This is a genomic window from Kordia sp., from assembly GCF_965283645.1.
GTDB lineage: Bacteria > Bacteroidota > Bacteroidia > Flavobacteriales > Flavobacteriaceae > Kordia.
Genome location: NZ_CBDIPG010000001.1, coordinates 5,210,719 through 5,237,515 on the forward strand (window position 1 = coordinate 5,210,719; position 26,797 = coordinate 5,237,515).

At 32.5% G+C, this 26,797-nt stretch carries 26 protein-coding genes; 7 read left to right on the plus strand and 19 right to left on the minus strand.

The features are described 5' to 3' along the window. Window positions 1–123: 123 nt before the first annotated feature. Window positions 124–1,173: a hypothetical protein gene (locus ACQ654_RS22925; RefSeq protein WP_430412677.1), complete on the minus strand. Its 1,050-nt coding sequence runs from the start codon at window positions 1,171–1,173 to the stop codon at window positions 124–126. Between the two features lie 234 nt (window positions 1,174–1,407). On the opposite strand from ACQ654_RS22925, the gene ACQ654_RS22930 reads away from it, so the two are divergent. Together ACQ654_RS22930 and ACQ654_RS22935 are read left to right on the plus strand one after the other, a co-directional pair. Next, window positions 1,408–3,045: an ABC-F family ATP-binding cassette domain-containing protein gene (locus tag ACQ654_RS22930; RefSeq protein ID WP_430412678.1), complete on the plus strand. Its 1,638-nt coding sequence runs from the start codon at window positions 1,408–1,410 to the stop codon at window positions 3,043–3,045. A 174-nt stretch (window positions 3,046–3,219) separates the two neighbouring features. Then, the gene (locus ACQ654_RS22935) at window positions 3,220–4,665 is read left to right on the plus strand and encodes a DUF1254 domain-containing protein (protein ID WP_430412679.1); all 1,446 of its coding nucleotides are present in this window, start codon (window positions 3,220–3,222) and stop codon (window positions 4,663–4,665) included. A gap of 96 nt (window positions 4,666–4,761) precedes the next feature. On the opposite strand, the gene ACQ654_RS22940 is transcribed toward ACQ654_RS22935, so the two are convergent. From ACQ654_RS22940 to ACQ654_RS22950, 3 genes are all read right to left on the minus strand, one after another. Further along, window positions 4,762–6,024, minus strand: a complete 1,263-nt coding sequence (locus ACQ654_RS22940; RefSeq protein WP_430412680.1) for a hypothetical protein — start codon at window positions 6,022–6,024, stop codon at window positions 4,762–4,764. A gap of 64 nt (window positions 6,025–6,088) precedes the next feature. Then, window positions 6,089–6,538, minus strand: a complete 450-nt coding sequence (locus tag ACQ654_RS22945) for a hypothetical protein (protein WP_430412681.1) — start codon at window positions 6,536–6,538, stop codon at window positions 6,089–6,091. Window positions 6,539–6,586: 48 nt separating this feature from the next. Beyond that, window positions 6,587–7,507 carry a LysR family transcriptional regulator gene (locus ACQ654_RS22950; protein ID WP_430412682.1) on the minus strand — a complete coding sequence of 307 codons (921 nt, stop codon included), beginning with the start codon at window positions 7,505–7,507 and terminating at the stop codon, window positions 6,587–6,589. Between the two features lie 84 nt (window positions 7,508–7,591). Between ACQ654_RS22950 and ACQ654_RS22955 the strand changes: the two genes are divergently transcribed. From ACQ654_RS22955 to ACQ654_RS22965, 3 genes are read left to right on the plus strand one after another with little or no spacing between them, the layout of a single operon-like run. Then, complete coding sequence (locus ACQ654_RS22955) at window positions 7,592–7,858, plus strand: hypothetical protein (protein ID WP_430412683.1); 267 nt, start codon at window positions 7,592–7,594, stop codon at window positions 7,856–7,858. An 11-nt stretch (window positions 7,859–7,869) separates the two neighbouring features. Further along, the gene (locus ACQ654_RS22960; protein WP_430412684.1) at window positions 7,870–8,160 is read left to right on the plus strand and encodes a hypothetical protein; all 291 of its coding nucleotides are present in this window, start codon (window positions 7,870–7,872) and stop codon (window positions 8,158–8,160) included. A gap of 28 nt (window positions 8,161–8,188) precedes the next feature. Further along, window positions 8,189–9,151, plus strand: a complete 963-nt coding sequence (locus ACQ654_RS22965) for a sodium-dependent bicarbonate transport family permease (RefSeq protein WP_430412685.1) — start codon at window positions 8,189–8,191, stop codon at window positions 9,149–9,151. A gap of 64 nt (window positions 9,152–9,215) precedes the next feature. Here ACQ654_RS22965 and ACQ654_RS22970 read toward each other — a convergent pair whose 3' ends face one another. The 15 genes from ACQ654_RS22970 to prfB all read right to left on the minus strand — a co-directional run bounded on the left by ACQ654_RS22970 (window position 9,216) and on the right by prfB (window position 23,584). Then, on the minus strand, window positions 9,216–9,605 hold the full coding sequence (locus ACQ654_RS22970; RefSeq protein ID WP_430412686.1) for a hypothetical protein: 390 nt from the start codon (window positions 9,603–9,605) through the stop codon (window positions 9,216–9,218). 302 nt (window positions 9,606–9,907) lie between these two features. Then, window positions 9,908–10,654 (minus strand): LytR/AlgR family response regulator transcription factor, encoded by a 747-nt coding sequence (locus ACQ654_RS22975; RefSeq protein WP_430412687.1) that lies wholly within the window; start codon window positions 10,652–10,654, stop codon window positions 9,908–9,910. Next, window positions 10,641–11,948 carry an ATP-binding protein gene (locus ACQ654_RS22980; protein WP_430412688.1) on the minus strand — a complete coding sequence of 436 codons (1,308 nt, stop codon included), beginning with the start codon at window positions 11,946–11,948 and terminating at the stop codon, window positions 10,641–10,643. Before ACQ654_RS22980 ends, ACQ654_RS22975 begins: the two co-directional genes overlap by 14 nt. Window positions 11,949–12,539: 591 nt before the next feature. Beyond that, window positions 12,540–13,067, minus strand: a complete 528-nt coding sequence (locus ACQ654_RS22985) for a hypothetical protein (RefSeq protein WP_430412689.1) — start codon at window positions 13,065–13,067, stop codon at window positions 12,540–12,542. A gap of 103 nt (window positions 13,068–13,170) precedes the next feature. Further along, window positions 13,171–13,956, minus strand: coding sequence for a hypothetical protein (locus tag ACQ654_RS22990; protein ID WP_430412690.1), 786 nt, complete (start codon window positions 13,954–13,956; stop codon window positions 13,171–13,173). 102 nt (window positions 13,957–14,058) lie between these two features. After that, the gene (locus ACQ654_RS22995) at window positions 14,059–14,709 is read right to left on the minus strand and encodes a hypothetical protein (RefSeq protein ID WP_430412691.1); all 651 of its coding nucleotides are present in this window, start codon (window positions 14,707–14,709) and stop codon (window positions 14,059–14,061) included. A 283-nt stretch (window positions 14,710–14,992) separates the two neighbouring features. After that, the gene (locus tag ACQ654_RS23000; RefSeq protein WP_430412692.1) at window positions 14,993–15,271 is read right to left on the minus strand and encodes a RebB family R body protein; all 279 of its coding nucleotides are present in this window, start codon (window positions 15,269–15,271) and stop codon (window positions 14,993–14,995) included. Window positions 15,272–15,318: 47 nt separating this feature from the next. Beyond that, window positions 15,319–16,533 carry a DUF4272 domain-containing protein gene (locus tag ACQ654_RS23005; protein WP_430412693.1) on the minus strand — a complete coding sequence of 405 codons (1,215 nt, stop codon included), beginning with the start codon at window positions 16,531–16,533 and terminating at the stop codon, window positions 15,319–15,321. A gap of 134 nt (window positions 16,534–16,667) precedes the next feature. After that, a complete protein-coding gene (locus ACQ654_RS23010; RefSeq protein ID WP_430412694.1) occupies window positions 16,668–17,711 on the minus strand; it encodes a serine hydrolase domain-containing protein in 1,044 nt (347 codons plus the stop codon). A gap of 77 nt (window positions 17,712–17,788) precedes the next feature. Next, complete coding sequence (locus ACQ654_RS23015; RefSeq protein ID WP_430412695.1) at window positions 17,789–18,088, minus strand: hypothetical protein; 300 nt, start codon at window positions 18,086–18,088, stop codon at window positions 17,789–17,791. Window positions 18,089–18,096: 8 nt separating this feature from the next. Continuing rightward, a complete protein-coding gene (locus ACQ654_RS23020; protein WP_430412696.1) occupies window positions 18,097–18,693 on the minus strand; it encodes an aspartyl/asparaginyl beta-hydroxylase domain-containing protein in 597 nt (198 codons plus the stop codon). Between the two features lie 180 nt (window positions 18,694–18,873). Continuing rightward, window positions 18,874–21,309, minus strand: a complete 2,436-nt coding sequence (locus ACQ654_RS23025; protein WP_430412697.1) for a TonB-dependent receptor domain-containing protein — start codon at window positions 21,307–21,309, stop codon at window positions 18,874–18,876. Window positions 21,310–21,446: 137 nt separating this feature from the next. Then, complete coding sequence (gene arsC, locus ACQ654_RS23030) at window positions 21,447–21,788, minus strand: arsenate reductase (glutaredoxin) (RefSeq protein WP_430412698.1); 342 nt, start codon at window positions 21,786–21,788, stop codon at window positions 21,447–21,449. Further along, complete coding sequence (locus ACQ654_RS23035; protein WP_430412699.1) at window positions 21,788–22,411, minus strand: hypothetical protein; 624 nt, start codon at window positions 22,409–22,411, stop codon at window positions 21,788–21,790. The genes arsC and ACQ654_RS23035 overlap by 1 nt, the downstream gene beginning before the upstream one ends. A 65-nt stretch (window positions 22,412–22,476) precedes the next feature. Further along, a protein-coding gene (prfB, locus tag ACQ654_RS23040; protein ID WP_430412700.1) for a peptide chain release factor 2 occupies window positions 22,477–23,584 on the minus strand; the annotation gives its coding sequence in 2 pieces (ribosomal slippage) (window positions 22,477–23,520 and window positions 23,522–23,584; 1,107 coding nt in all). Window positions 23,585–23,722: 138 nt separating this feature from the next. Between prfB and ACQ654_RS23045 the strand changes: the two genes are divergently transcribed. Continuing rightward, window positions 23,723–26,137 (plus strand): zinc-dependent metalloprotease, encoded by a 2,415-nt coding sequence (locus ACQ654_RS23045; RefSeq protein ID WP_430412701.1) that lies wholly within the window; start codon window positions 23,723–23,725, stop codon window positions 26,135–26,137. A gap of 417 nt (window positions 26,138–26,554) precedes the next feature. Continuing rightward, window positions 26,555–26,794, plus strand: coding sequence for a hypothetical protein (locus tag ACQ654_RS23050; RefSeq protein WP_430408597.1), 240 nt, complete (start codon window positions 26,555–26,557; stop codon window positions 26,792–26,794). The last annotated feature ends 3 nt before the right edge of the window (window positions 26,795–26,797 follow it).

Below are 26,797 nucleotides of genomic sequence, written 5' to 3' on the forward strand. Positions count from 1 at the left end.
AAGGATTCTTGTAAGTTTAAATTTACGTATTTATAGATTAGATATAATCTAAAAGACAAGAATTCTTTTAAAAATACTATATTTTTAATGATTCTACATACCGACAAAAGTAGTAGTGATCAATTAAGTACTCTTTTTATATGGAGAACCGAAAGGCGCATTACTCATAAAACTTTTTATTTTTGTTTTCTTAAATAGCGCATATTTTTTTTGTATATCAGGGCTTAAAGTTGAAGGATCTATTAGTTTTCCACCAGTTGTAATAATTTTACCATCTTTATCAACCGCAATTCCTTTTTCACTTGAACCAGGATCCAATTCTGAAAGTAATTTTTTACTTGTAGGACTTGGAGAACGTGGACGTAAGTCTGTTGAATTTTTTCTTTTTCGACTTCTACTTTTTCGTATGTTTAAATGAATGGCGTCATTTACAGGTTGATTTACTCCAAAATGGGCTCCATAGTCAGGAACATTAGCGTGATGACTATTTGCTTGGCGTAAAAATTCTTTAAGTGTTTTATCATTTTGTGTATCTGTATATTCTTTGTGTGCTTTATTAAAGCTTGATTGCGAACCTTTTGCGCGTTTCAGTAATTCTGTACGCCCTTTTATTTTAGAAACATCTTTTTTCCTTTTACTTCTTTCCAATCGTCTTTCAATATGCTCAATACGTGTATCTCCTGATGTTTTTAAAAAGCGAATCATTGATTGAAATTGTTTTTTCTTTTGACCTGTGTGATATCCTTTTGTAACCTCTCTCATGTCTTTCCATGGAAATCTATGTGGTTGTGCGGCATTCAAAGAAGGTAAATTTGGTTTTTTAGGGTTAATTTGAAATGAAGATCTTTTACTTGTATTGTGGTGTAGTATTGCGCTTTGTTTAGAATCTGCTGTGAAAGAAGGCCTGTCATAAGGAGTTTTTTTAATCTTCTTTTTAACTTTGGTTGCTTTATTTTTGTTTAATGCATTACTGGTCGTAGTTTTTGGTTTCTTTTTCCCTAGTTGTATAACATCAGTGTTTGAAGTAATAGCATTCATAGCAAATTGAAGCTTTCGCTGAATTACACTACTACTGCGATTGTCTTTTAATTGAATTGGCTTATGTACATCAGAAGTTATAGAAACTAAAGAAGTATACTGTTTGTTATGAGGTTTCGTTTGATGACTATACATAGTGAATTTACTTTATATCAATAAATAATACTTTTTTATGTTTAAGAAATATTCAATACTAAAAGTAAGAATATTATTAATATAAATGATAATGTATGTGTGTGAATTCAATTTTTTCAATCTATTTAGGTGTTTGATTGATTTTGAAAATTAATTATTAAAATACTTAAAAACATAAAAGTTGTTCATAATGCTGTTTGCTTTTCTTAATTTTGCAATCTCAAAAAATAATACATGATTACTGTTGATAATATTGCCGTAGAATTTAGTGGAACGACCTTGTTTAGTGATGTAAATTTTGTCATTAATGAAAATGATAAAATTGCTTTGATGGGAAAAAACGGAGCAGGAAAATCTACGATGATGAAAATTGTAGCTGGCGTTCAGAATGCTACACGCGGAAAAATTGGCGCACCAAAAGATACCGTAATTGCATATTTACCACAGCATTTATTAACAGAAGATAATTGTACAGTATTTGAAGAAGCTTCAAAAGCATTCAAACATATTTTTGAAATGCGTGATCAAATGGACGCGTTGAATAAAGAATTGGAAACACGAACGGATTACGAAAGTGATGCGTACATGAAAATCATTGAAAGAGTTTCAGAATTGGGAGAACAATTCTATGCGTTAGAAGAAATAAACTACGATGCAGAAGTTGAAAAAGCGTTAAAAGGACTTGGATTTAAACAAGACGATTTTCAACGGATGACCAGCGAATTCAGTGGAGGATGGCGTATGCGAATTGAATTGGCAAAGATTCTTCTACAAAAACCAGATTTAATTTTGCTTGATGAGCCAACAAACCATATTGACATAGAATCTGTCATTTGGTTGGAAGATTTTTTGGTAAACAAAGCAAATGCCGTAATGGTAATTTCGCATGATAGAGCGTTTATTGACAATATCACAAATCGTACGATAGAAGTAACTATGGGACGTATTTACGATTACAAAGCAAACTATTCGCACTATTTAGAATTGCGAAAAGATCGTAGAGCGCATCAAATAAAAGCATACCAAGAACAACAAAAATATATTGCAGACAATCAAGCATTTATAGATCGATTTAAAGGAACGTTTTCGAAAACGAATCAAGTAGCTTCACGTGTTCGTATGTTGGAAAAACTAGAAATTATTGAAATTGATGAAGTAGATAATTCGGCTTTAAAATTAAAATTTCCACCTGCGCCACGTTCTGGAGATTATCCTGTAATTGTGGAAGAATTGACAAAGAAATATGACGAACATGTCGTATTTAAAAATGCTAGTTTTTCTATTGCACGTGGTGAAAAAGTATCCTTTGTTGGACGAAATGGTGAAGGAAAATCGACCATGATAAAATCTATTTTGGGAGAAATAGCACACGAAGGAAATTGCAAACTTGGACACAATGTAAAAGTGGGATACTTTGCACAAAATCAAGCTTCTTTATTAGATCAGGATTTAACAATTTTCCAAACGGTTGATGAAGTTGCAAAAGGTGATGTGCGAACGCAAATTAAAAATATATTGGGTCAATTCATGTTTAAAGGTGATGATATTGACAAAAAAGTAAGCGTACTTTCTGGTGGAGAAAAAACGCGTTTGGCAATGGTGAAATTATTGCTCGAACCTGTGAATTTGTTGATTTTGGATGAACCAACAAACCATTTAGATTTACGCTCCAAAGACGTTTTAAAAGATGCTTTAAAAGCCTTTGATGGCACGTTAATCTTAGTTTCGCACGATCGTGATTTCTTGCAAGGATTATCGCAAAAAGTATTCGAATTTAAAGAAAAACGTGTGCTTGAACATTTTGAAACAATTGACGCTTTCTTAGAGCGAAATCGAATTAAAAGTATCAAAGAAATTGATTTGAAGATGTAAAATTTTCTATCCCAGCAAACGCTTCAGTTCACTTTTTTTATAAACGATTACTTCACATATGGTTTTTGTAACTGCTTAATAGCAAAAACACGTATTTTTTGTTTTCATAAGACGTATTAATACGCTTTCATTTTGGATGATAATCTATAAATCTTTGTAGGAAACAAAGAAATTATGAAAGCAACAACAAAAAAACAGCAAAAATTAACAGTGACTAGTTCAGACAATAGTTGGGAACAAGCATATGCATATTCCTTAGGAATACAAGCGTATGTTTATGGTTTTCCTTGGGTATATCTTTCTTGGATAAAATGGTTATGGACCACGGAAGGAGGAAAGGCATATGCAAAAGAATCTGGAGCTACTATTCCTTGGGCTCCTGTAAATTCATTTGCTAAAAGCACTGCGTTGGCAACTCCACAAAATGCTACTGGCGGATCGCCAAACTGTGATACTTTGTACGCAACAGGTTGGTTAGATGTAACTGATGAGCCAATGATTTTAAGTGTCCCAGCAGTAGAAGACCGTTATTATTGTATTGAATTGGCATGTATAGATTCTGATAATTTTGCTTATGTAGGAACTTATGCTACAGGAATAGAAGCAGGAAATTATTTAGTTGGTGGACCTGGATGGAATGGAGAAATTCCAGATGATGTTATAGATGTTTTGCCAAGATCACGTACACCAGAAATTCTATTAATGGGAAGAACTGGCGTAAATGATTCTAATTCGCAAGAGGATTTAGACAAAGCAATAGCAATTCAAGATCAATATACAATTACTCCGCTATCTAATTGGATTAGTGGTGAGCCTTATCAACCAGTAGCTCAGGAAGATCCAGACATTCCATTGAATCCAACAGAAGATACGAAAGGTACTTGGGAAGCCATGAATAATGCTATGAATACAAACCCGCCAGGTGTGTTGCCAGGTGTTGATCAATCACAATTATTGAGTTTACTTGCAACAGTTGGTATTGGACCAAATCAATTATTATCAGAACAATCAGAAGATACTATAAAAGGATTAGATTTGGCTGCTGCCGATGGAATACAACTCTTAAGAGAAATGGGGAACGCTAATGCTACAGCAGCTTTAAATTATTGGTCGTATCCGCCAAGAGATATTGGTCAATCTGGACAAAATAGTGATTTCATTACACGAGCAGCATTGCAAGCATTGGCTGGAATTACAGCGCATTACCCAGATGAAGCTGTATATATTCATACATCTTTAGATAGTAATGGAGCATCTTTAAATTCTACTTCTCAATATAAAATGTCTTTTGATGATGAAAAAGCATTTCCAATATTTGACGACAATTACTTTGGATTTTGGTCAATTACCATGTATGAAACAAGCGATTTTAATTTGGTGCAAGATTCTAGTTCATATACTATAAATAGTTATGATCCTCAGTATCAATCAAGAGATGATAATGGAGGAATGACCATTTATTTGCAACGAGATCAACCATCTAAAAATGGCGAAAATGGTGTGTTTTGGTTACAAAGCCCAGAAAGTGGAGATTTCTATTTAATCTTAAGAGTCTATGTGCCTGGGCCTACAATTTGGAATACACAAACGTATGTTCCGCCTGCACTTGTGAAGCAATAGGATATACAAGTAGATACTTACAATTGATCTCAACGTGAAGCGAACTTCGGTTCGCTTTCTTAATTATGTAAAAGCTTAAGTGTAAAATTGTAGATTTTACTCTTTCATTTCAAAAATTGGTGTACTCGCTTTCGAATTTGAAATTAAAATTGCGTAATCTAAAAAGTCAGTAGTAGACATTCCTTTGACAGCTTCACTATTTGATGTTGCGTCTTTCATAATCACATCAATCAAATCGGGCATATTGTCAGCATATGGTGTGTTTTTAGCATTTATTTGAAATAACGTTTGATCAGATATTTTGGTTTCCTTCAAGTTGTCAATTCCTCTAAAATATTCTTTCTCATAATCGCCAATTCCAAAACCAGCTTCTGTTGTAAACCCTTTATAGTTGCCTTCATCATCATACAATTCATCCCAAAGTACTTCACTGTTTGTTAAATAGCCAATTACCGTAATAATGTCTTCTTTTTTGTAGATATTATTTTCGATTAATCGTGTAAAGAAGTATGGATATCCTTTTTCGCCTTCTCTAGATTTTTCGATGTGTGAAAAACCAATTCGTAGAAATTGAGCTTTGTTTTTAAAGTTGTAACGTTTGCTCAAATCTACATAATTTTGATAAATAGTAGGTTCGCGCAAGCGACTAAATTCGGTAAAAGTAACTTTGATATTTTTCACTACATGATTCCAAGATATAGTGTCTTTAATAGCTTTTTTATATTCACTTGAACGTGTTTCTACATCTTTCAAAAATCGTTTTAAAACACCTTTTGAATAACTATTGTATCGCGTTGAATAATCAGTTGTATCAAGTTGTATCATTTGTTCAAGTTCGGCTAATGCTTTTGATTCAATTTGATTTGTATCTAACAATTCAAGTATATGTCTTGAAGTGTATTTATAAGTGGTCAATAAATCAATTCCGACAACTGTAAGTTTTTTATTTTCAGGTAATTGATCATTAATTTTTTTTAATTGTTTCCACATTTTATACACAGCAATACTGCGTTCTTGTGGAACATTAGTTCCGTAATGAATTACCAAATCTTTCAATAAAAGTGTATCGCCAGTTTGTAGAAATTTATCAAAATAATGTGCGACGCTATAATCTGTTTCTGGTAAATAATAGGAAATATCAGTTGTTCTAAGTAATGATTTTAAAAGATGTAGCGAAGTATCTTCCGTTTTTACACTTCCGTGATACGCACCAAAACCAAGAATTTTAAAGTCTTTTTGCGGAAATTGGAAAGTTTCATTGTGTAAGTCAAAACGATGTTGTTCTAAATATTCTTTTTTTGATTGTGCAACAATACCAATAGAAATTAACAAGAAGCAAATTAGAATACTTTTTTTCATGAATAGTGATTTTTGTTTAAAAGAGTCTCAATTTTTAGTTTTGTTACACTCTTAAACAAAAAAATTACTCCATAAAAATCTTACTATCGCTATCAATATTGGTTTTCTTATTAAATTGAAATTCGTAGAAATTAGCTTCTCCCTTTTCAGCATTGATAATTTTTGTAGTTCTTCCCATTTCCAAGTCGTTATTATCAAATACTTTAAGTGATAGTGTGTCATTGAAATTCTTATCAAAAATCATATATACATTTAACATATTATCACGTCCGCCATAAATGCTTCCAAGTGTTATTTTACCAAACGAAACACCTTTGTTTTTTATATTTTCGTTGGTATTAATTTTAATTTGAAATGTTTCGTCAACACCTTCAGAAACACCTTTGCTAAACTCGCCAACCGATTCTCCAACAATTTTTCCACCTTCTTTGATAGCATTTTTTGTAGTTTCTTTGACTTTTCCGCAAGAAATACAAAGGAAACAAGCTATGAGTAGATATGCTACAAACTTCATTTTTTATTATTTAATTTCAATAACAATATAGTAATATTTTCTATGTTTTTACACGTTTACCCAACCAAAATACTTTTCAGTAATCGCTTCTTTTTCACTTGTCAAATATTCCGCAAAAGCCTTGGCAACAGGTGAAAGTGATTTGTTTTTTAGCCAAACAATATTCCATTGTGTATGAATAGGTAACCCAGGATAATCAATAACTTTGATCACATTCATATCAACTGCATTTTTAATTCCAATCATAGGCATTATTGAATAGCCCAAACCAGCAATAACGGCTTGTTTTAGAGCTTCATTTGATGTTAATTCAATCTTTTTTGTCACGGCAACATTACGTCCGTCAATAAATGCTTCCATGGCATTTCGAGTAGCCGAACCTTTTTCACGAAAGAGTAGTGGTTCCTCTTGAAAAATAGTCATAATATCGCCTTCACGATTTGCTTCTCGTTCAGCGCCACCAACAAGACATAAACTATTTTTTAAGAGTGGAATTGTTTCTAATGTTAAATGTTTTGGCAAGACTGAAACAAGCGCAAAATCGATTTTATTTTGTTCCAAATCTCGTACTACATTTTGCTTATTTGTTACATCAATGGAGAAGTCAACACCTGGATGTTGGCTTACAAAGTTAGAAATGTAATATGGCATTACATATTTTCCTGTAGAAACACTAGATATCTTTAGTTTTCCAGCTAGTTTTCCTTGATAAACTTTTGTTTTATGATCAATAGTAGCGACTTCATCTAAGATTTTTTGTGCAGTTAATGCGATCTCTCTACCAAAATCGGTTACGTATAATTTTCTTCCAATTACTTCAGTTAGTGGCAATGGAAATTGATCTTGAAATTTCTTTAATTGAATGGAAACTGCTGGTTGTGTGAGAAATAAAGTGCCAGCTGCCTTTGTAATACTTTCTTTGGTAACAATTTCTACAAAGACTTTTAATTGGTGTAATGTATAGTTCATAAATATCACTTATGTTTTTCATAATAAAGATAAATAAAAATATATGAATATTATGTATAATCTTTGCAGTGTTAAAAAATAGCAATGGAAAAATCAGTTACACTTAGCAATCAAACAAGAACAAGTATTAGTTCAATTCATCTCAACAATAACAGTTATGTTTTTTCTCTAAAGATAAACAAAGACTGGTTATTTACATGGGCGCGACGTATTGGAATTATCGCACTTTTAATTGGATACATTATGATAACCATTATGAGTTATACTATAAGTCCAGTATATTTTTGGACGTTCGTAAAAGCGGGCGTTGTATTAAGTTTATTATCAATTATCGCATTAAGCAAAAACTAAAATTCAGGATTATGACAACAACAGACGTAACACACAAAGTACAATTAGTAGACGGAAAGTTTACAGCAATGGAAGCTTCAGATGTAATCAACTCGTTATTAGATGAAAAAATTAATTTCCACAAAATTCACAGATTGTCTATGTGTGAAGGAAATGTAGATAGCGACACAACTTTTGACGATAGCCGTTTAGCGCAATTAATTAGAGAAAAAGAAAATTTCAAAGCTGTTTATCAAGAAGCAAAACGTGAAGGGAAACAATTTAGAATCAACGGAATTCTAGAAGTTGAAATTATTGACTAATAATTAGTGTACGTTTTAAAAATACCAAATGGATTTACATTTACTCTTCGATAATTTAACAAATCCTGCTTTATTGTTTTTTGGTTTGGGAATTATTGCCGCTCAAGTCAAAAGTGATTTAGAAATACCAAAAAATTCTTCAAAATTTATATCATTATATCTCTTGCTCGCCATTGGATTCAAAGGCGGGCAAGAACTTGCCCATAGCGAATATACAGCCGATATTGGTTGGTCTATTGTATTTGGAATTGTGATGGCTACAATTGTTCCCTTATATACTTATTTTATTTTACGACTTAAATTTTCGGTTGAAAATGCAGGTGCAATAGCAGCAGCTTACGGTTCGGTAAGTGCCGTAACGTTTGTAACAGCAGTCAGTTTTTTAGAAATGAAAAATATAGAATTTGGAGGGCATATGGTTGCCGTTATGGCGTTAATGGAAGCACCTTCAATTATAATTGGAGTGTTATTAATGCGAATTTATTCGAATGGAAAAAAGTCGTATAAAGAAATGTTTGAACTCGTAAAACACGCAGTAACTAACGGAAGTGTTTTACTAATTTTAGGAAGTTTGGTCATTGGTTTTATGGCAAGTGATGCACAAGCCGCAGGAATAAAACCATTTACAACAGATATTTTTAAAGGATTTTTAGCCGTATTTTTATTAGATATGGGAATTACGAGCGGAAAGAAAATTGGCGCTTTAATCAAGAAAGGTTGGTTTGCGTTGGCTTTCGCGATTTTAATTCCACTATTCAACGGAATTACAGTTGCGTATTCATCGGTGCACATACTATCAAGTGATGGCGATCGGTTATTATTGTCAATATTAGCCGCAAGTGCCTCATATATTGCTGTGCCAGCCGCCATGCGAATTGCCGCACCAAAAGCAAATCCAAGTTTATACTTGCCTATGGCATTAGCCATTACATTTCCACTCAACATTACACTCGGAATGCCTATTTACATGTGGTTTATTCAATGTACGTAATATATATAAAATGCGTTACTTCAATTGAAGTAACGCATCTTGTAATAATAAACATTTCAAATACTTAGTTTGATTTTTTAACTACAACTCTGATGAAACCACTATTATTATCTTTATCTGAGTCTACACAGTATAATCTCAGCTCGGGGCTGTCTCCACTTTCTGTAACGGTTATTTGAGTAAATAATCCAACCGAGAAAAAAGATTGTCCATTATTAAAACTCCCAACCATAGCGCCTGCAGAAAATGTTTGATTCGCTGTACCAATAGCAATAGGATGTGTGCTTATTCCATTTGCATTCGTTGAAAAACCTCCATCTTGAGATAAGTTCCATTGATCTTGAAAATCACATGTAATTGTTAGTAAATCTCCTTGTTGTAGTCCTAAGTTTTCAACTAGTTTTCCTGTACCACCTGTTGTACTATTTTGTTTTGCTTCCACTGCTACTTCCATAATTTTTAAAATTTATTTGGTTAATTCCTACTCTTAAAGCTTTTCGGGTTCCGCTTTCACTTTCAATCAACATTTTAGCATCCTAGTTATTACTTTGACTGAAACTCAGTTGGGTTGATACATTAAACGATTCATTAAAAATGATTATAGAATTAAAATTGCTAGCGTTTTATTTCTGAAGTAAAATTAGCTTAGAATAGGAGTGAAGATTGTAATAATGGAATGAGCATACGATTTCGTTCCATAAACGTTTAGATGTATGGAATAAGATTTTTAAAGAATACTTATATGAAGTTAATCGTTTATTTTATCGTTCGAAACTTATTGATAATGTCTTTATAAGTTCCGCTAAGTGTAGCTTTGTGGTTTCCCGTTAGTAGAATAAGGTTGTCGGCAGGAACAATTTCTTCTACTTTTTGAAGATTTACAATAAAGTTACGGTGTGTTCTGTAAAATTTTGTTTCATCCAGTAATTCAAGAATTTTTACGAGTGAGATGAGAATGACAAATTTTTCTTTTTCCGTGATGATGTTACAATATTTTTCTTCCACTTCTATGTAAATGATTTCATCAATATGAACTTTTTTGAGTGATTTCCCCTTTTTGATGAACAAATGTTCTGTACTGATGATGGTATTTTCTTCTTCATCTTGAAAAGCATCTTCTTGCCCGTAAAATCTTTCTAAGGCAGTTTCTATCGTGTATAAAAGCTCCAATTCATTAAATGGTTTAATCAAGTAACTAAACGGATGCGTCAGTTTTGCACGTTCAAAAATCCTACGATCTGTAGAACTCGTTAAAAATATAAATGGTTTCGCAGCATTTGACACTGCATTGATCGTTTCAGCGAAAGCGATACCATCAGGTCTTCCATCTAAAAAAATATCAATTATGGCAATATCGATGTCTTTATCATAAAACAACTCTATAGCTTCTTTAAAGGTTGGCGCAATTCCAACAACATTAAAATCATTTTCTATAAGTACGCTATTTAGCAATTCGCTTTCTTCGGGTGTATCTTCTACAATAAGTATGTTAATATGATTCATTTGGTAGGCTTTTAGGTAGTGAAATAATCATTTTGGTTCCTTTTCCAAGTTCACTTTCTATGGAAAATTTGCCATTATTTTTTTTTGTCATCGATTTACAGAGCTGCATGCCTAAACCTGTCCCGATGATGTTTTCATGTTTCTTTTTTGAGAGCAGAATCGTATCTTTTAGGAGTGCTTCCCGCGTTGCATTGTCCATCCCCATGCCTTCATCTTCAATAATTATATTACAGAAATGGTCATTTTTATTTTCAGTATAAATTTGAATCTTTCCTTTCGGATGTGAAAACTTAATTGCATTGTCTATTAAATTACGTAAAATAATTTTAAGAGATTCTTGATCGGCGAATACGACATCATTCTTTTTTACATTGTTGTCAAAAGAAATTTCTTTGTCTGCTAACATTGCTTTGTAATTATAAGCTACGTGTGTTACAATGCGAAGTAAGCGTAATTTTGTAATTTCAAAATATGATTGTTTGGTTTGAAGCATTGCCCAATTGAGCAAATTATCTAACAAATTATAGGCGCCATTTACAATGGAACTATTGTTTTGTAATAGACTGTTTACTGCTGTTAAATTTTCAGTTTCTAGTGTGTCAACCAATTTTGTATTACTCGTTTTGATGGCATTTACAGACGAACGCAAATCATGACTTACAATAGAAAACAGTTTGTCTTTTGTAGCGTTGAGTTCATCTAAACTTTCTTTTTGCGCATTGATAATTTTATTTGATTTTACTTTTTCACGATAAAAATAAAAGCTTGTAGCTAATAATAATAAGAGAATAATGGAAGAATAGAGTAATGTATTCCGTTGTGCTTCTTGTACTTCATTTTTAGCTTCCAAGATTGCGACTTGTTTTTGTTCTTTTTCTACGGCGATTTTCTCTTCTGCTTTTGCAGTTGCATAAATTCTACTTTGATTGTTTATAGAATCTTTCCATTGGTCATATTCTTTTAAGTATTCAATTGCTTTTGGGAAATTTTTACGATTTTCTTCTACTACAGCCATGTTTTTGGCTGTATTTTTTTTTGATTTAAAATCATCAGTATGTTTAGCTAATTCATAAGCTTTTATAAAATAGGGAATGGCTTGCGCATCTTTGTATTGTTCGTAATAAAGTGTCGCTAAGTTTCCATAAGAACCTATTAGTTGAATTGTATCTTTAGCTTGCTCTAATAGTAGTATACTTTTAGTTAAATATGGTTCAGCTTCCGCATAATTTTGAAGATGTAAATAACAAATACCAATGTTATCTTTAATACGTTCAATATTTGTGATTATGAGCAAATCGTTAGTTAGGTTTTCTATTTCTTTGAAATAAGCAAGAGCTTTATCATATTCATTCGATTCTAGGGTTATTGTACCTAGAAAAGCGGTTATAGTATTGTGAAATTTAAACTCTTTAGAGACTTTTAAGAACTCTCTTTTTGCTTCTTTAAAAATTTCTTTTTGATTAAAACTGTATCCACGAAAAAAATGGCAATAATCTATCAGTTTTTTATTTTTAGGAGAATTATTTAAACATTTTGTAGTATAAATTAAAGTAGAATCCCATTCCCTTTGAATAAAAAAAGTACGTGCTTTTGAAAAATGGTTATATGTTTTAAATTGATCAGTACTACTTTTTACCTTTTGCTTCAAGTTGTCAAACTCAAAATCTTTTTGTGAAAAAAGGAGGAGTGGGCTAATAGTAAGAATCAGAAAAAATATAGTTTTTAGCCTTAAATACATGTACTCTTTTTTATACAATGTAGGTAAAATTTTAAAATAAAAAAAGTAGTGATTTTGTACTCACTACTTTTATAGTAAGATATATAATTTAGAAATTTATTTTTATTATTTATCAGAATCTATTCAAGAGTTCTTTTTTTATTAATATTAACTACCGCTTGTAGGATTCTTAACAGTAGTAACTGTTCCCCGTGATGAAAGCGGATCAGTATCTACTAAAAAAGTTTTAATTGTTTTTACACGTCCATAACTACCTTTGATGCTCTTTTCTTTTAAATAAGTTTCTGTTAAATTTAGTGTTACCATATATGGTACATAAGTAGAAGCCTTTTTTTCTGTAGCTTTATAAGTAATAAAAATATTTAATTGAATGTCTCCTCTATCCGAAAAAGTAAATTGCTGTATAGCTTCAATAGTGTAATCATTTAAAGAATGAAAAGGAATCATAATAAGTGCCTCTAGGGTAATGCCATAAATTACATCTAATTTTTCAATTATCACGGTGTTATAATAAGCTTGAGTTAAAGGAGGTAAAAGCTCTAAAGTAGGATTTACGCTAAATTTTATAGGTGGATTTCCATCTTTTCCAGGATTTGCTAAAGGAGAACTTACTAAGATTGGTATTTCTAATTTTGTGCCAATTCCAACGCTTTCTAAAGGAATATTGTTACTCATAATATAATTATTTTAGTTTATTTTCCCTACTCTATTTAGGCTTTTCGGGTACCGCCTTTTACTTAATTATATAATTCTATGGCTTGTGGACTTGTAATTATAATTAGCTACCACTTGTAGGGTCTTTAACTGTAGTAACTGTTCCTCTTGAAGCCTCTGGATTCACATTGATAAGGAATGTTACGACATCATCTATTTCATCAGGGTTTAGTTTTTCATTTGTACACTGACCAAAAGGAATATGATTAATTTCGGCATTGACTATAGAAAATTTATGCATCCTGTAGATGCTTCCTCGTCGTTTGTTACTACGTTTAAAACATACATAATAGCATAATCGTAACCTGTCATCTTCGCCCATTGAAAAGTTTTGATAAATATCAAAATCATCTTTTGTAAATCCTTCTTTACCTTTTTCAAGTTTAAAATTTTCATAGAAATAAATATTTGTGTATATCTTAGACTCACAACTTCCATTACTATTCTCTATACTCCTTAAGGCACCTATAGTGGGTTGAATTGTAATGTCAAGTTGATTATCATATATTTCAGAAAACCTTTTTTCAATTTTATTTTTAGATTTTGGATGAAGTAAGTCTACTATCTGTTGGAATGCTTGTTCACATTTACATTTTTGAATTAATCTACGTAACCTTCTATAGTGTTGTCTTGCTTTTCTGTCGTTTATTTTTAATACTTTACGAAGTAAGTTTATGGCACGTTGTCTTCTAACTGTTTTAATCAATTTCAAAATTCTTTTTGCTAGTTTCTCTGCTTTTAATATTGATAACTGCCTATTTGGATCTGGAATGTCAGTAACAAATCCATAGTCAAAATGATTGTTAAGTAATCTTATCCCTGGGATAGGATGCGTTTTTTTTATACACATAACATTATTGATTTGGTTAATTTTTCCTACTCTATTAAGGCTTTTTGGATTCCGCCTTTTACTTAATTATATAATTCTGTAATTTGTGACTTGTAATTATGATTAACTACCACTAGTTGGGTTCTTAACAGTAGTAACAGTTCCTCTCGTAGTTGATGGATCTGTATCTATAAGAAAAACTTTTGCAGTTATGATTTCATTTAAATCAACACCTTGCATCTGTTTACATCCCAATCTAAGATTAAATGCATTAAACCAAAAGTCAGGGGTTTTAATACTATTATTATAATCAAATGATATATAGATATTTAATTGAGCATCTCCAGTATCGCTTAGTGTAAAATTATATCGAAATTTTAATTTATCCTTGCTTAGTGGACCTCCTGTTTTTGCAAACGCTACAATGCTTAAGCCAGCAAACTCATGACCATTGAGTCTGTAAGGTACTACTACAGGAGATATAACTTCTTCAGAAATAATTGCACCGTCGGGAGCGTGTTGTATTGGTGATTTTCTTGAAGCCACTATTGTGTAATAAGGTTCACCACAACAAACATTCCTTTTTTCATAAATTTCATGAGTTGTTGCGAGTATTTGTTTGATTCCAGACATTACACCATTGTTAACTTTTTGTGGCATTAAACCCTTATCATACAACATGTTTTCAATATTGATATCTAATTGATTATTTTTTATGATGATTGATTTTTTCTGCTTTTTCTTCGTTTTTTTACTCTTTTTTGATTTTTTCATAATTAATTGGTTTGGTTAATCAATTCCTACTCTATTTAGGCTTTTCGGATACCGCCTTTTTTTAATTGTAATCGTAACTTGTATAGAATTGCTATTTTTTAGTGTAACAATTCTATACAAAGAGAAGATATAAAGTTTTTGATTTTAAAGAAAATAGAACAAAACGCTCCTTTTTTGGAACGAAATTGAAAATGACTGGAATAAGATTTTCATTCACTATAAAGCACAAAAAAAGCGAACCGAAGTTCGCTTGCTGTATAGTATTTGAATTAAAATTTAGTTTCTATTTTTTCTTTTTGGCAAAAATTTCTTCGGTAGCAATACCAGCAGAAGCAGTATCTACATCATATAATGTAGTAATTGCTTGTACAGTGGCTGCTTGCGCAGTGGCTTCGGAAGGAATTTCTCCCGTAGTAGCATTGTGTGCTGCATTTTGTAATGCTTGCGAAGTCGCTATGGCAAGGTTTCCTAAAGATTCAGCTGGCGATTCGCCAAGAACTTTTGTATTTGCTTGCGTCACAGCATCTGTGATTTGTGAGTTTACGGTCTTTTTTTTTGACATATTACGTAGCTTTCTGTTATATTCAACATACAATTTACATAATTTCTCTAGGTATCACAACTTACATCATCCCAATCTTGATCCATGTACTGAATGAGCCAATTGAGCGCATAATGACGTTCATATACAGCGCCAGAAATCATTGTTTTCATTTGCTCACCTTTTATGCGTGCGTCAACACATGCCCAATCCATTCGGTAATACAAGTCGTTCATGTCCAGTATTTCTTCAACACTTCGTACTTCTGTAGCTTCTTCCACAAATATTTTAGGATTCGCATACGGATAGTTTCCATCTGGAATATTTACAAAGTCAATCATCGTATCCGGAAACGGAATAGAGTCAACTTTTTTCAACGCCCATAATAAAACCCAAATGCCTTCGCATTTCCACGATTCTTGATTTTTTCCTTCATCTGTAGGATTCTCAAGTAAGTATTTTTCTTTTGGTGTTGTAAATTCCCAAAGATGTAATTTTTGTAAAATAGTAATCGTGTCTTCTCCAGATAAAGCATTTAACGCAAATCCGTTAATGTATGCCATAATCGTAACACGTTGTGCAATTTCTTTTACAGAACGAATGTTGGTAGTAGCAATTGCTTCTATATACGGAAGATTTTTATTCACTTTTACATGATGGTTTACTAAAAAAGCTTCATTCTTTTCTTTACGATCTTTTTGCTCATCTAAAATTTCTGTCTGTTCCCCGTCAAAGTATTTAGAATCAATTTTAACGTCTAACGAATCGATTTCAGAATTTCCTTCACTATCAATAATCAATTGCAATTGATTGTTTAGAAAATGTTGCCCGTGCGCTTTTGAAATAACGGTTCCATCTTGAACAAAAAGTATTGCATCGTAAGCTATTGCCAATTCACGTATAATTGCGGGAATTTCTTTACTTGTTCCTTTTTCTTCAATAATTGAAAATTCAGCATTAAGCGAATGTACTTTGTGCAAAAATTGTTCTCTTAACGATTCATTTTCAATTGGCAACGAATGCGCAAAACCGTACAAACCTTGCAAATTACTATTTAAAGGGCAACTTTCGTCTTCAGTAATTTGATAATCAGGATGTATGCGTTCTCGATATGGAATTTTTAAAATCTTTTTAGAAGAAAAGAATCCACCTTTAATTTCAACTCTCAGAACTTTAAATTCGTCTTCTTCGTCAAGAAAGACAGCTGCTGTTGGAAAATACTTTTTTAGAATGGAAATAATTTTTGCATGACCAATTTCATGCGAATACAATGTGCAAATCATGTATGTTTAGTTTTTTGATGATGAAAGCTGATTTTTTATAAAATCAGTCGTGAATATACTGCTTTCTTCTAAAAAAACATCACAATTAAAAACCATTGTTTTGGGCAAGAAAAGCCTAGTTTTTGAGTAGAGAATTAAAATCTACTCAATATTTCTTTTCCTGTATCACCTAAAGTTTCAGCAATCATTTTCATTGCCAAAGCGCGTCCATTGTCACCATTGGTAAATACAATTAATCCTCTTTTAGATTTTGGTAATACAATAATAATAGCATTTACACCAGTATCACTTCCAGCATTAAATATGGCGTATTCTCCGTTTGGTAAATCTTTTAAAACAATACAACCCAAACCAAAATGAACTCCATCTTTCACAACAACTTGTGGATGCTCCATAGCTACATACATTTTTTCAGTAAGATGTTTTCTTTGTAAAATATTCACAGCAATATTTCCAAAGTCTTCAATGGTTGTCAATAAATTATCAGCTGCATTAGCTTTAGTTGCTTTGTCATATGAATATGGTTTTCCTTCTTTGTTGTGTGTGTTTGCAAATGTGGAAGTTTCCATGCGTTTATTCCACACAAGTGAACTATGCATCATGTTATTTGGCTTAAATACTAAAGAATCAACAAGTTGTTCAAATGACGTTTTAAACTTTGCTTCTAAGGCTTTTCGTAAGTATTCAAAACCTTCTCCTGAGTATTGAAATTTTGTTCCAGGTTCAAAGTCAAAAGCGAGTTTTTTATCATCATACATACGTCTCCAATTTTTGAAACCTGTGGTATGACTCAATATATGTCGTGTCGTAAGCTTTTTGTGTACGAGATCGTTTTTTACATCTGGATCAACCCAATATGGATATAAAGGTTCGTCTAAATCTAAAGAACCATTACTTACTAATTGCAGGCTAAGAATTGCAGTAATTGTTTTCGTTAAGGAAGCTACGTCAAAAACTGTTTTGGAAGTTGCAGGAATGTTTTCTTTTGTGTTTCCACGAACAACTATTTTTTTAATTTTATTTTGTTCTATGGTAGCAATAGCTATAGCTGGAACGTTGTTTTCTTTACGCCATTGATCAATAGTTGCAATGTCAGGAATAGGTACAGAAGTATTTTCTTGTGCTGTAAGTTGAAATGATTGTACTAAAAGAACAATAAGTAAAAGTTTAATTTTCATAAAAGTGTTTTTTGATGTGATACTTTTATGACGACTTATTAATTGAGTTGGTTACACTATTTAGAAGAAATAAGATTTTAAGAAGCTAATTTTGCAAATAAAGAGATCAATGTTACGATGAGTGCAATGATTCGAATAATGGTCCATACACTAATTGTAGCAGGTTTACCATACTTTCCGTGTTCTTCTTCATGAATTTTATTTAATTCTCTGTTTTTAATAACACGGTCTACTGCGGTTTTATCTCCTGAAAAATCTTGACAAGTGCTGTAAAATTTAGCTGTTTCATTTGTCAATCCGCAAACAATTCCTTTTTGTGAATCAAATTTTTGATGAGCGCATCTTTTACAAAAAGTTAATCTGTGTTCTCTATCCATGTATTTTTTTAGATTTCACTTTGTGTGATTATGTTTCGAATCCATTCGTTCGGAATCATATCAATAGTCAAATTTACACGTTCTTCAGTTCCGTTATTGATAACTCTGTGCGGATCGGTTAAGCGTAAATACCAACATTCTCCAGGTTGCATAGGAACTTCCGTATCATTTAAGAAAAACTGAACGCCTTTTTTGTTTAAAATTGGAACCGTTAAACGAATTACTGATTTATGAATTTCCAAACCAAGTGTAGGATCTGTGTGTTGTTGTACCACAGAGCTTGGCGCTAAGCGTAACAAACGAACTAAGGTTACTTTTGTATTTGCTTTAAATGTGTCTATGATGCTATTTATATATGGTGCTTCTTTTAAATAATCAGTATCTAACCAATCACACCATGAACCATCTGCATAATCGTCAGCTGGCGGCGGCATTGGAATTGAAGTATCTACCGTATGTGCAGGCGCGCGCAGTGGAATTACATTGTAATATTCAAAGTTTTGAAGTTTTAACGCTTCAAACTCAGCTAGCATTTTTTCAGCGTCAAATGTAAAGGGTAATTTTATTCGATCTTTTGTTTTTGCTGTTGGAGTTGCATGCGCCATGATATCTAGTTTTATGTGTGTGTAGTTTCTTAAAAATCTAAAATACTAAAAAAGTATACAATTGCGAGCAATAAAATAGCATGAAGCATCAAAATAGCGAAATTTACGTAAGATAAGTCGTATAAAAAAAGCTATAACGATTCACATTATAGCTTTTATAGTATATTATTTTAAACGAAATTATGGATTTGCACTAAAACCACCTTCGTCATTATCATCTTGATCTCTTCCGTTTCGTTCAGATTTCTTTTTCTGATTGAATCGATATGTGAATGAAAGATTAAACGTACGTTCTCTCCATTGAAATTCACCTTCACTAAAAAACGTATCAGTAAACGCTTCTGATCGTCGTATTCTTGAATTAAATAAGTCACTCACATTAAATGCAATAGAAGCTCTTTCATTCAATAAATCTTTACTAAAGGCAAGATTCGTAGTAAAAAGTCCTTTTCGTATGTTTTGTGCATCTTCGCTTGGTCCTCTGTAAAACAGACTCGTTTGCCAATCTATATTTCCAGGAAGTGTTACTTTATTATTAACTCTTACAAACCAACTTAAGTTTTCAGCATCAAAATTTACGTCGTTAAAATCACCACGGGTGATTGACTGGAATAAGTTGAAGTTCCCATTCAAACGCCATTTTTTAGTAGGATTATAGGTTAATGTGAATTCAAAACCATAACGATCATTTCGCGCTAAGTTAATTGGTGTTCTACGAATAATTGGCACTTCTTCTCCGTTAAGTATTGTAGTTTGTCCAGTTTCTTCACTAATAAAGTTGAAGACATCTGTAGCACGCTGAAAATAGATAGATGTATTTAATGTTAATTTTCCAAAACGATTCAAATAGCCTAAATCGATTCCGTTAGAATAACTTGGGTCAATATCTGGATTTCCTTGAAAAACATTCGTAATACTTGAACGTGATGGAAATGGATTTATAAATCGTGAACGTGGACGACGAATTCTTCTGTTATATCCTAACGTAATACTTTGACGATCACTAATTTCATATCCAATATTTACAGTAGGGAACAAGCCTACATAATTTTTTTTGTCCAACGTTCCACTCGTCAATTGATCAACGGTAATACGTGTACTTTCCATTCGTAACCCTAATAAGAAAGAAAACTTATTTACTTTATTTCCATATTGTGAATAAAAAGCATTTACATATTCACGATAGTTTAGTACGTTACTCAAATCTGTATCAGAAACAAAAGTATCATCTTCTAAAAAGGCAACTAAATAATCTGTGTTTAAATCTAAAAAGTTTCCGCGATATCCAAGTTCAAATTGTGCGTTGTCACCAATTGGAAGTGTATAATCACTTTGTAGCAAAATACGATCTTGATCTTCAACTGTTGCTACTTGCTCTGCAAGCACATTATCCACAGAAATAAATGAGTTTTCAGCTTCTGAACTACTTTCATACTGAAAATCTACGGTAAGCTTATGTCCACTTTTTTCAAAGTTTTTATCAAAATTTAATGAATATTGTACTGTTGTATCATCTTCAAATTCAGGATCAAAACGCGAACTTACACTTGTGACATCTAAATTTTCATCAAATTGAGTTAATACGTTTGTGGTGGTCGTTTCGTCATTACTATCTCTATATACAATTGCTGCCGTTAATGATGTAGAATTATTAATATACCATTCCACACCAAAATTTGAGTTGAAACTTTTTCGAAGTCGATCAAAATCGCGTTGTTCGTCTAAAAAAGTAGTAGGATCGTCATCATTGAAGTATTCTGTAAAAGTGTTTGAGTTTCCAGGCACGTCTCTTCGGTTATATCCAGAAGTTGTAAAGAAATTAAAATCTCCAGTTCGGTAGTTAATATTTCCTGAAGCGCCATATCCAAACGGATATGATACATTTGTAGTAATAGCTCCGTTGATTCCTTGTAACTTGCTACGACGAAGAATAATATTTAAAATTCCACCAGTTCCTTCAGCATCATAACGCGCAGATGGTGAAGTTATAATTTCTACTTTTTCAATAGCGTCTGCAGGTAACTGACGCAGTGCATCTGTTGAATTTAACCCAACCAAACCAGAAGGTTTACCGTTAATTAAAATACGAACATTATCATTTCCACGTAACGATACATTTCCTTCCACATCAACAGAAACCGAAGGTACATTATCGAGCACGTCACTTACAGTTCCACCACGAACCGTTAAATCTTTTCCAACATTATAAATTTTCTTATCAAGTTTAATTTCAACGGTAGTTCTTTCAGCTATAATTTCAACGGCTTGCAAACTTTCTAAATCTTCCGTAAGGAAAAAACTTCCTAAAAAAGTATCTTTTAAAAGTGATTTTTCTTTAATTTCTTGTGTTTTAAACGAAATAAATTCAACCTTAATATTGTAAACATCGGCATCGACTACAATGCTAAATTCACCTTGCCCGTTGGTAATTCCTCCAGTTACAGGTTTCTTTTTGGCAGTATCTTGAAAAATAATAGTTGCATATTCAAGTGGTTGCTTTGTTGTTTTATCAAACACTTTTCCAGTGATTGTGACTTTTTTTGTGGGTTTTCCCGTTTGTGCAATTCCAAAGGAAATAGTTCCTAAGAGAGTTAGGAGAAATAATAGTTTTTTCATTTTAGTGAGTAGTTTCTTTAATACAGCTTTTAGCTTTTTTACTTTTATTTTGGACTGCAAAGAAAAAGGATGGTTTAACGGAAATTGGTTAAAGTTCTGTTAAAAGAAAAACCCAGCAAAATTTGCTGGGTTTAAAACTATAGAATAGTTAAAATGTTTTCTGGCGGTCTTCCTATAACTGCTTTTTGGTTATTAACAACTATTGGTCGTTCCATAAGTTTAGGATTTGAAAGCATTAGTTTGATAATATGTGCTTTGGAAATCCGTTTGTCTTTGTAATTATCTTTCCAAAACACTTCATTTTTTCGGACTAAATCTATTGGCTCTATTTCAAGAAGTTCAATAATTTTTGTTAGTTCGGCTAAAGAAAGTCTATTCTCTAAATATTTAACAATTATAAATTCTTTTCCTGATTCTTTTAAAATGGCCAATCCTTCTCTCGATTTTGCACATCTTGGGTTATGGTATATTTTTATCATTATTTGTTTGTATAAATTTCTACTATTTCGCCTTTCGTATATAATGAGTCAATTCCCTTTTGTGTAAAGAAATAAATACTGTCATCAAAAAAGACATCAACGCTTTCACGTTCTTTTTTAAATGTATTTTCACTAGGCTTTCTACCTTCATAACTATAATTACTGTATTTCATGTAAATTGTATCATTGCTATGTTCATCAACTTCGGCAAACGTATATTCTTTTGAAGAAACTTTAAATACGATAATATCTTTTGCTTGAAGATTATTAACGTTTTTAGTCAATTCTTCATCGTGTTTGCCAGAAGCATAGAATGCATAACCAATGAACAATACAATAATAATTAATCCAGAAAACAGATAGAAAGGCGTTTTAAAATGGTGTTTCTCCATTTCTAATTTATCCTTCAATTGTTGCGGCATTTCTTTTTTTTGTAAAACTTGCTCACAATTTTTACAAACAGAGAAATACTTTTTGGTATATGGAAAAACTGGAATCCAAAAAACAGTTGCATATCGAGAAATTGCGTTTACGTATATGCCACTAGCTTCACAGTTTGGACATTTTGCACCTTGAATTTTTCGCGTTCCTAAATCTTTAGAACTAGTTCCGTAAACAATCATTCTTTTACTTGTGTTAAGTTATATCAAATGCAATAATACTTGAAATTTAGAAATAAAAGACTGTATTACAGTTCATCTTCTGCTGTATTCTGTCCAATAGACATCAAATACGCCTTTAAAAACTCGTCTATATTTCCATTCATAACAGCATCAACATTTCCAGTTTCATGCGCAGTACGGACATCTTTGACTAATTTATACGGATGCATTACATAGTTTCTAATTTGCGATCCCCATTCTATCTTCATCTTTCCAGCTTCAATATCTTCACGTGCTTCCAATTGTTTTTTCAACTCAATTTCGTACAATTGAGATTTTAACATTAACATTGCGCGTGCGCGGTTGTCGTGTTGTGAACGTGTTTCTGAACATGAAATTTGAATTCCAGATGGTTTATGTGTCAGTTGTACTTTTGTTTCAACCTTATTTACATTTTGTCCACCTGCACCACTTGATCGTGCTGTTGTAATTTCAATATCAGCAGGATTAATGTCAATCTCAATTGTATCATCAATTAACGGATATACATAAACAGACGCAAAAGAAGTATGTCGTTTTGCATTGCTATCAAACGGAGAAATACGCACCAAACGATGCACACCATTTTCACCTTTTAACCAACCAAAAGCAAAATCGCCTTCAAATTCGAGCGTTACCGTTTTAATTCCGGCAACATCACCTTCTTGATAGTTAAGTTCTTTAATTTTATATCCTTGTTTTTCAGCAAACATTAAATACATTCGCATCAACATATTTGCCCAATCACAACTTTCTGTTCCGCCAGCGCCAGCAGTAATTTGTAATACAGCGCTCATACTATCACCTTCATCAGACAGCATGTTTCGGAACTCTAAATCTTCAATTTTTATAGTAGTTTTTTCAAAATGCGCTTCAACTTCTTCATCAGTAGCATCACCTTCTTTGTTGAATTCGTACAATACTTCCAAATCTCCGATTAAATCAGCAACGGCATTATAATCGCCAACCCATTTTTTTTCTCCTCGGAGTTTTTTCATAATGATTTCGGCTTTTTTCGGATTGTCCCAAAAGTTGGGAGCATACGTTTTTTCCTCTTCATTTGCAATTTCTATAAGCTTGGCATCTATGTCAAAGATACCTCCTTAACGCACCAAGGCGATTGATAAGATCTTTGATATGATCTGATGTTATCATGTTTGTTATTTTTATACTTACAAAAATAAGATGTTTTATGTATATTCATAGCGTAAAACTGAAAAACCGAAAGAATATAAAAAGTACGTGCTTTTTATAGGATAATTTAAGGTTTGGTTTGAATAAAAAAATACTCCAATGAAGAAATGTACGCTGTTGATTTTCATTTTCTTATACGTATCGTTTGGCTTTTCACAAGAAAAAAAGAAACCACATCCACGTGAAAACTATACAGGCTACTTTAATTTTGCTTACGAAGAGAAAACAGATAAAATTTTCTTGAATGTACAGCATTTGAATGAAGATTTCCTATATGTATATTCGTTAGCAAGCGGAGTTGGCTCTAATGATATAGGATTGGATAGAGGTCAAATTGGTGATGGAGTTGTAGTTCAATTTCAAAAAATGGGGAATAAACTCATGTTGGTACAACCCAATTTACGATACAGAGCAAATACGTCTAACGATTTGGAACGAAAAAGCGTAGAACAAGCGTTTGCGAAATCTGTTTTATTTGGCTTTCCAATCGTTTCGGAGAAAGAAGGTGTGTATACTATTGATTTGACACCTTTTTTAATGCAAGATGCACACGGAGTGATTCAAAGTTTGGCAAATAGCAAACAAGGTAAATATAAGCTAGATGCTTCTAAAAGTGCCATAGCATTGCCAAGAACGAAAGCTTTTCCAAAAAATGTAGAGTTTGAAGCCTTGTTAACATTTAAAGGACAACCTACAGGGAATTATATTAAAAGTGTAACGCCAAATGCTGCTTTAATTACGGTAACACAACATCATTCTTTTGTAGAATTACCTGATGCAAATTACAAACCGAGAGTTTTTGACCCACGAAGTGGCGCTATTCATATTTCCTATTTTGATTATGCAACACCGATTCAAGAATCGATGAAAAAACGCTTTATTACAAGGCATCGTTTGGAAAAGAAAAACCCGAATGTGGAAGTAAGTGAAGCAAAAGAACCAATCATTTATTATCTCGATCCTGGAACGCCAGAACCTGTACGTTCAGCTTTGTTAGATGGTGCGCGTTGGTGGAATCAGGCCTATGAAAGTATTGGTTTTACAAATGCTTTTCAAGTAAAAATGTTACCAAAAGACGCCGATCCGATGGATGTTCGTTACAACGTAATTCAATGGGTACATCGTTCAACACGTGGTTGGAGTTATGGTGCAAGCGTTGTAGATCCGCGAACGGGAGAAATTATAAAAGGACATGTAAGTTTAGGAAGTTTACGAATAAGACAAGATTTTCTGATTGCACAAGCGTTACTAAACCAGCCTTTTGTAGCGAATGACAATAATTATCAGCCAATGTTGCAAATGGCGTTGGCAAGAATTCGTCAACTATCAGCACATGAAGTAGGTCATACCATTGGTTTTGCACACAATTTCTCGGCAAGTGCTAATAATAGAAGTTCCGTGATGGATTATCCGCATCCAACAGTAAAAATTACCAATGGAAAAATAGACTTGTCTGACGCGTACGCAACAGGAATTGGTTCTTGGGATAAAGTTACGGTGGCATATTCCTACACTGAGTACAATACAGCGGAAGCGGAACAAAAAGGATTGAAAACTATTTTAGACAATGCGTACGCGAATGGACATCGTTTTATTTCAGATTCAGATGCACGACCAGCAGGAAGCGCACATGCAACTGCACATTTATGGGATAATGGAAAAAGTGCGGCTTCAGGATTACAAGATGTGTTAGCAGTGCGTAAATTGGCAATACAAAATTTCTCTAAAGATAACATACGAAGTTATGAACCATATAGTGTTTTAGAAGATGTTTTTGTGCCGTTGTATTTCTTTCACAGATATCAAACGGAAGCTACTGCAAAAGTGATTGGCGGATTGGAATATAATTACGCAACAAAAAACGACGGACAGTTAATTACAGCTGTAGTTTCACCAAAGACGCAACGTGAAGCATTAACAATCATTTTACAAACATTAGATGCTAAAAACTTAGTAATTCCAGAAGATAAACTAGCATTATTTCCACCAAGAGCTTATTCCTTTTGGCGATCAAGAGAATCGTTTAAAGGAAATACAGGTGTTGGTTTTGATGCAATGGCGCCAGCCGCAACAGCTAGTGATATGACGTTGAGGTTTTTATTTCATCCTGAACGTGCCGCACGATTGATTCAACAAAAAAGTTTGGACAAAAAACAATTGGATTTCACGGAAATGGTAGACGAAGTATTGCAAAACACATTATACAAAACATATAAAAACGCATACGAATACGAAATTGGACATGTCATTAATGTAAATGTATTGAAGCATTTGATGTATTTGGCACAACATCCAAATGCGTCATCCGCAGTAAAAGCGCAGAGTAAATATTTGTTACATGATATAGCAAAAAAAGTGACTTCAAAACAATATAAAGATGCCGAAAAACCGTATCAATTCTATTATTTAGATATGATTGAACAGTTTAAAAAATATCCTGAAAAATTTAAAATTGAAGCTTCTCCAAAAATTCCAGATGGTTCGCCAATTGGAACAGATGCTTGTGGGTTTTAGATTTTGAGAGTCATGAATCAAGAGTTAGGAAGAAATAGAAAACAATAGAGACTTAATGGCTAAAAGTATAAGAATAAACTATAAAGTATTTCTCGATACAATTTTTCTCCATTTTATGATGAAAAATCAATCGAAGTGACGCTTTTAAACTATTTTTCTAACACACAACACACAACACACAACAAGCAGTTGGTTAATTTTTTCGCATCTGATTTTCAGTAGTTTACGGAATTAGGAGTCCGAAAAAGGGTCGATTTCTATGCTTTTCGGTACTCTAAAACGGTACTCTTATAACACCTTAAAACCACCTTATTTTCGCTTTATTTTCCAACATTTAAAAATTCAATTTTTGGATGAAAATATATCGCCAAATGACTATCCGTTTTTCTATGTATTTCTAATAAAATTACACGAAAAATGATAAAAAATAAACAAACAAAAAGAAAATCTATTTTAGACGGTTTGGACTTAAATTCGATTCCAAAGTCAACCAAACCATTAATTGATACCAAAAAGGTGTTAAAGCATCCTGTTACTAAATTAGTTATCTGTGGTGTTGCCATTTATGGAGTACTTAAAGTGTCAAAATACTTTGTAAATGGGTATGCAGAACTCATTAGAGCCACAAAAAACTTGCGTAATGCCCGCAATCAGTAAATT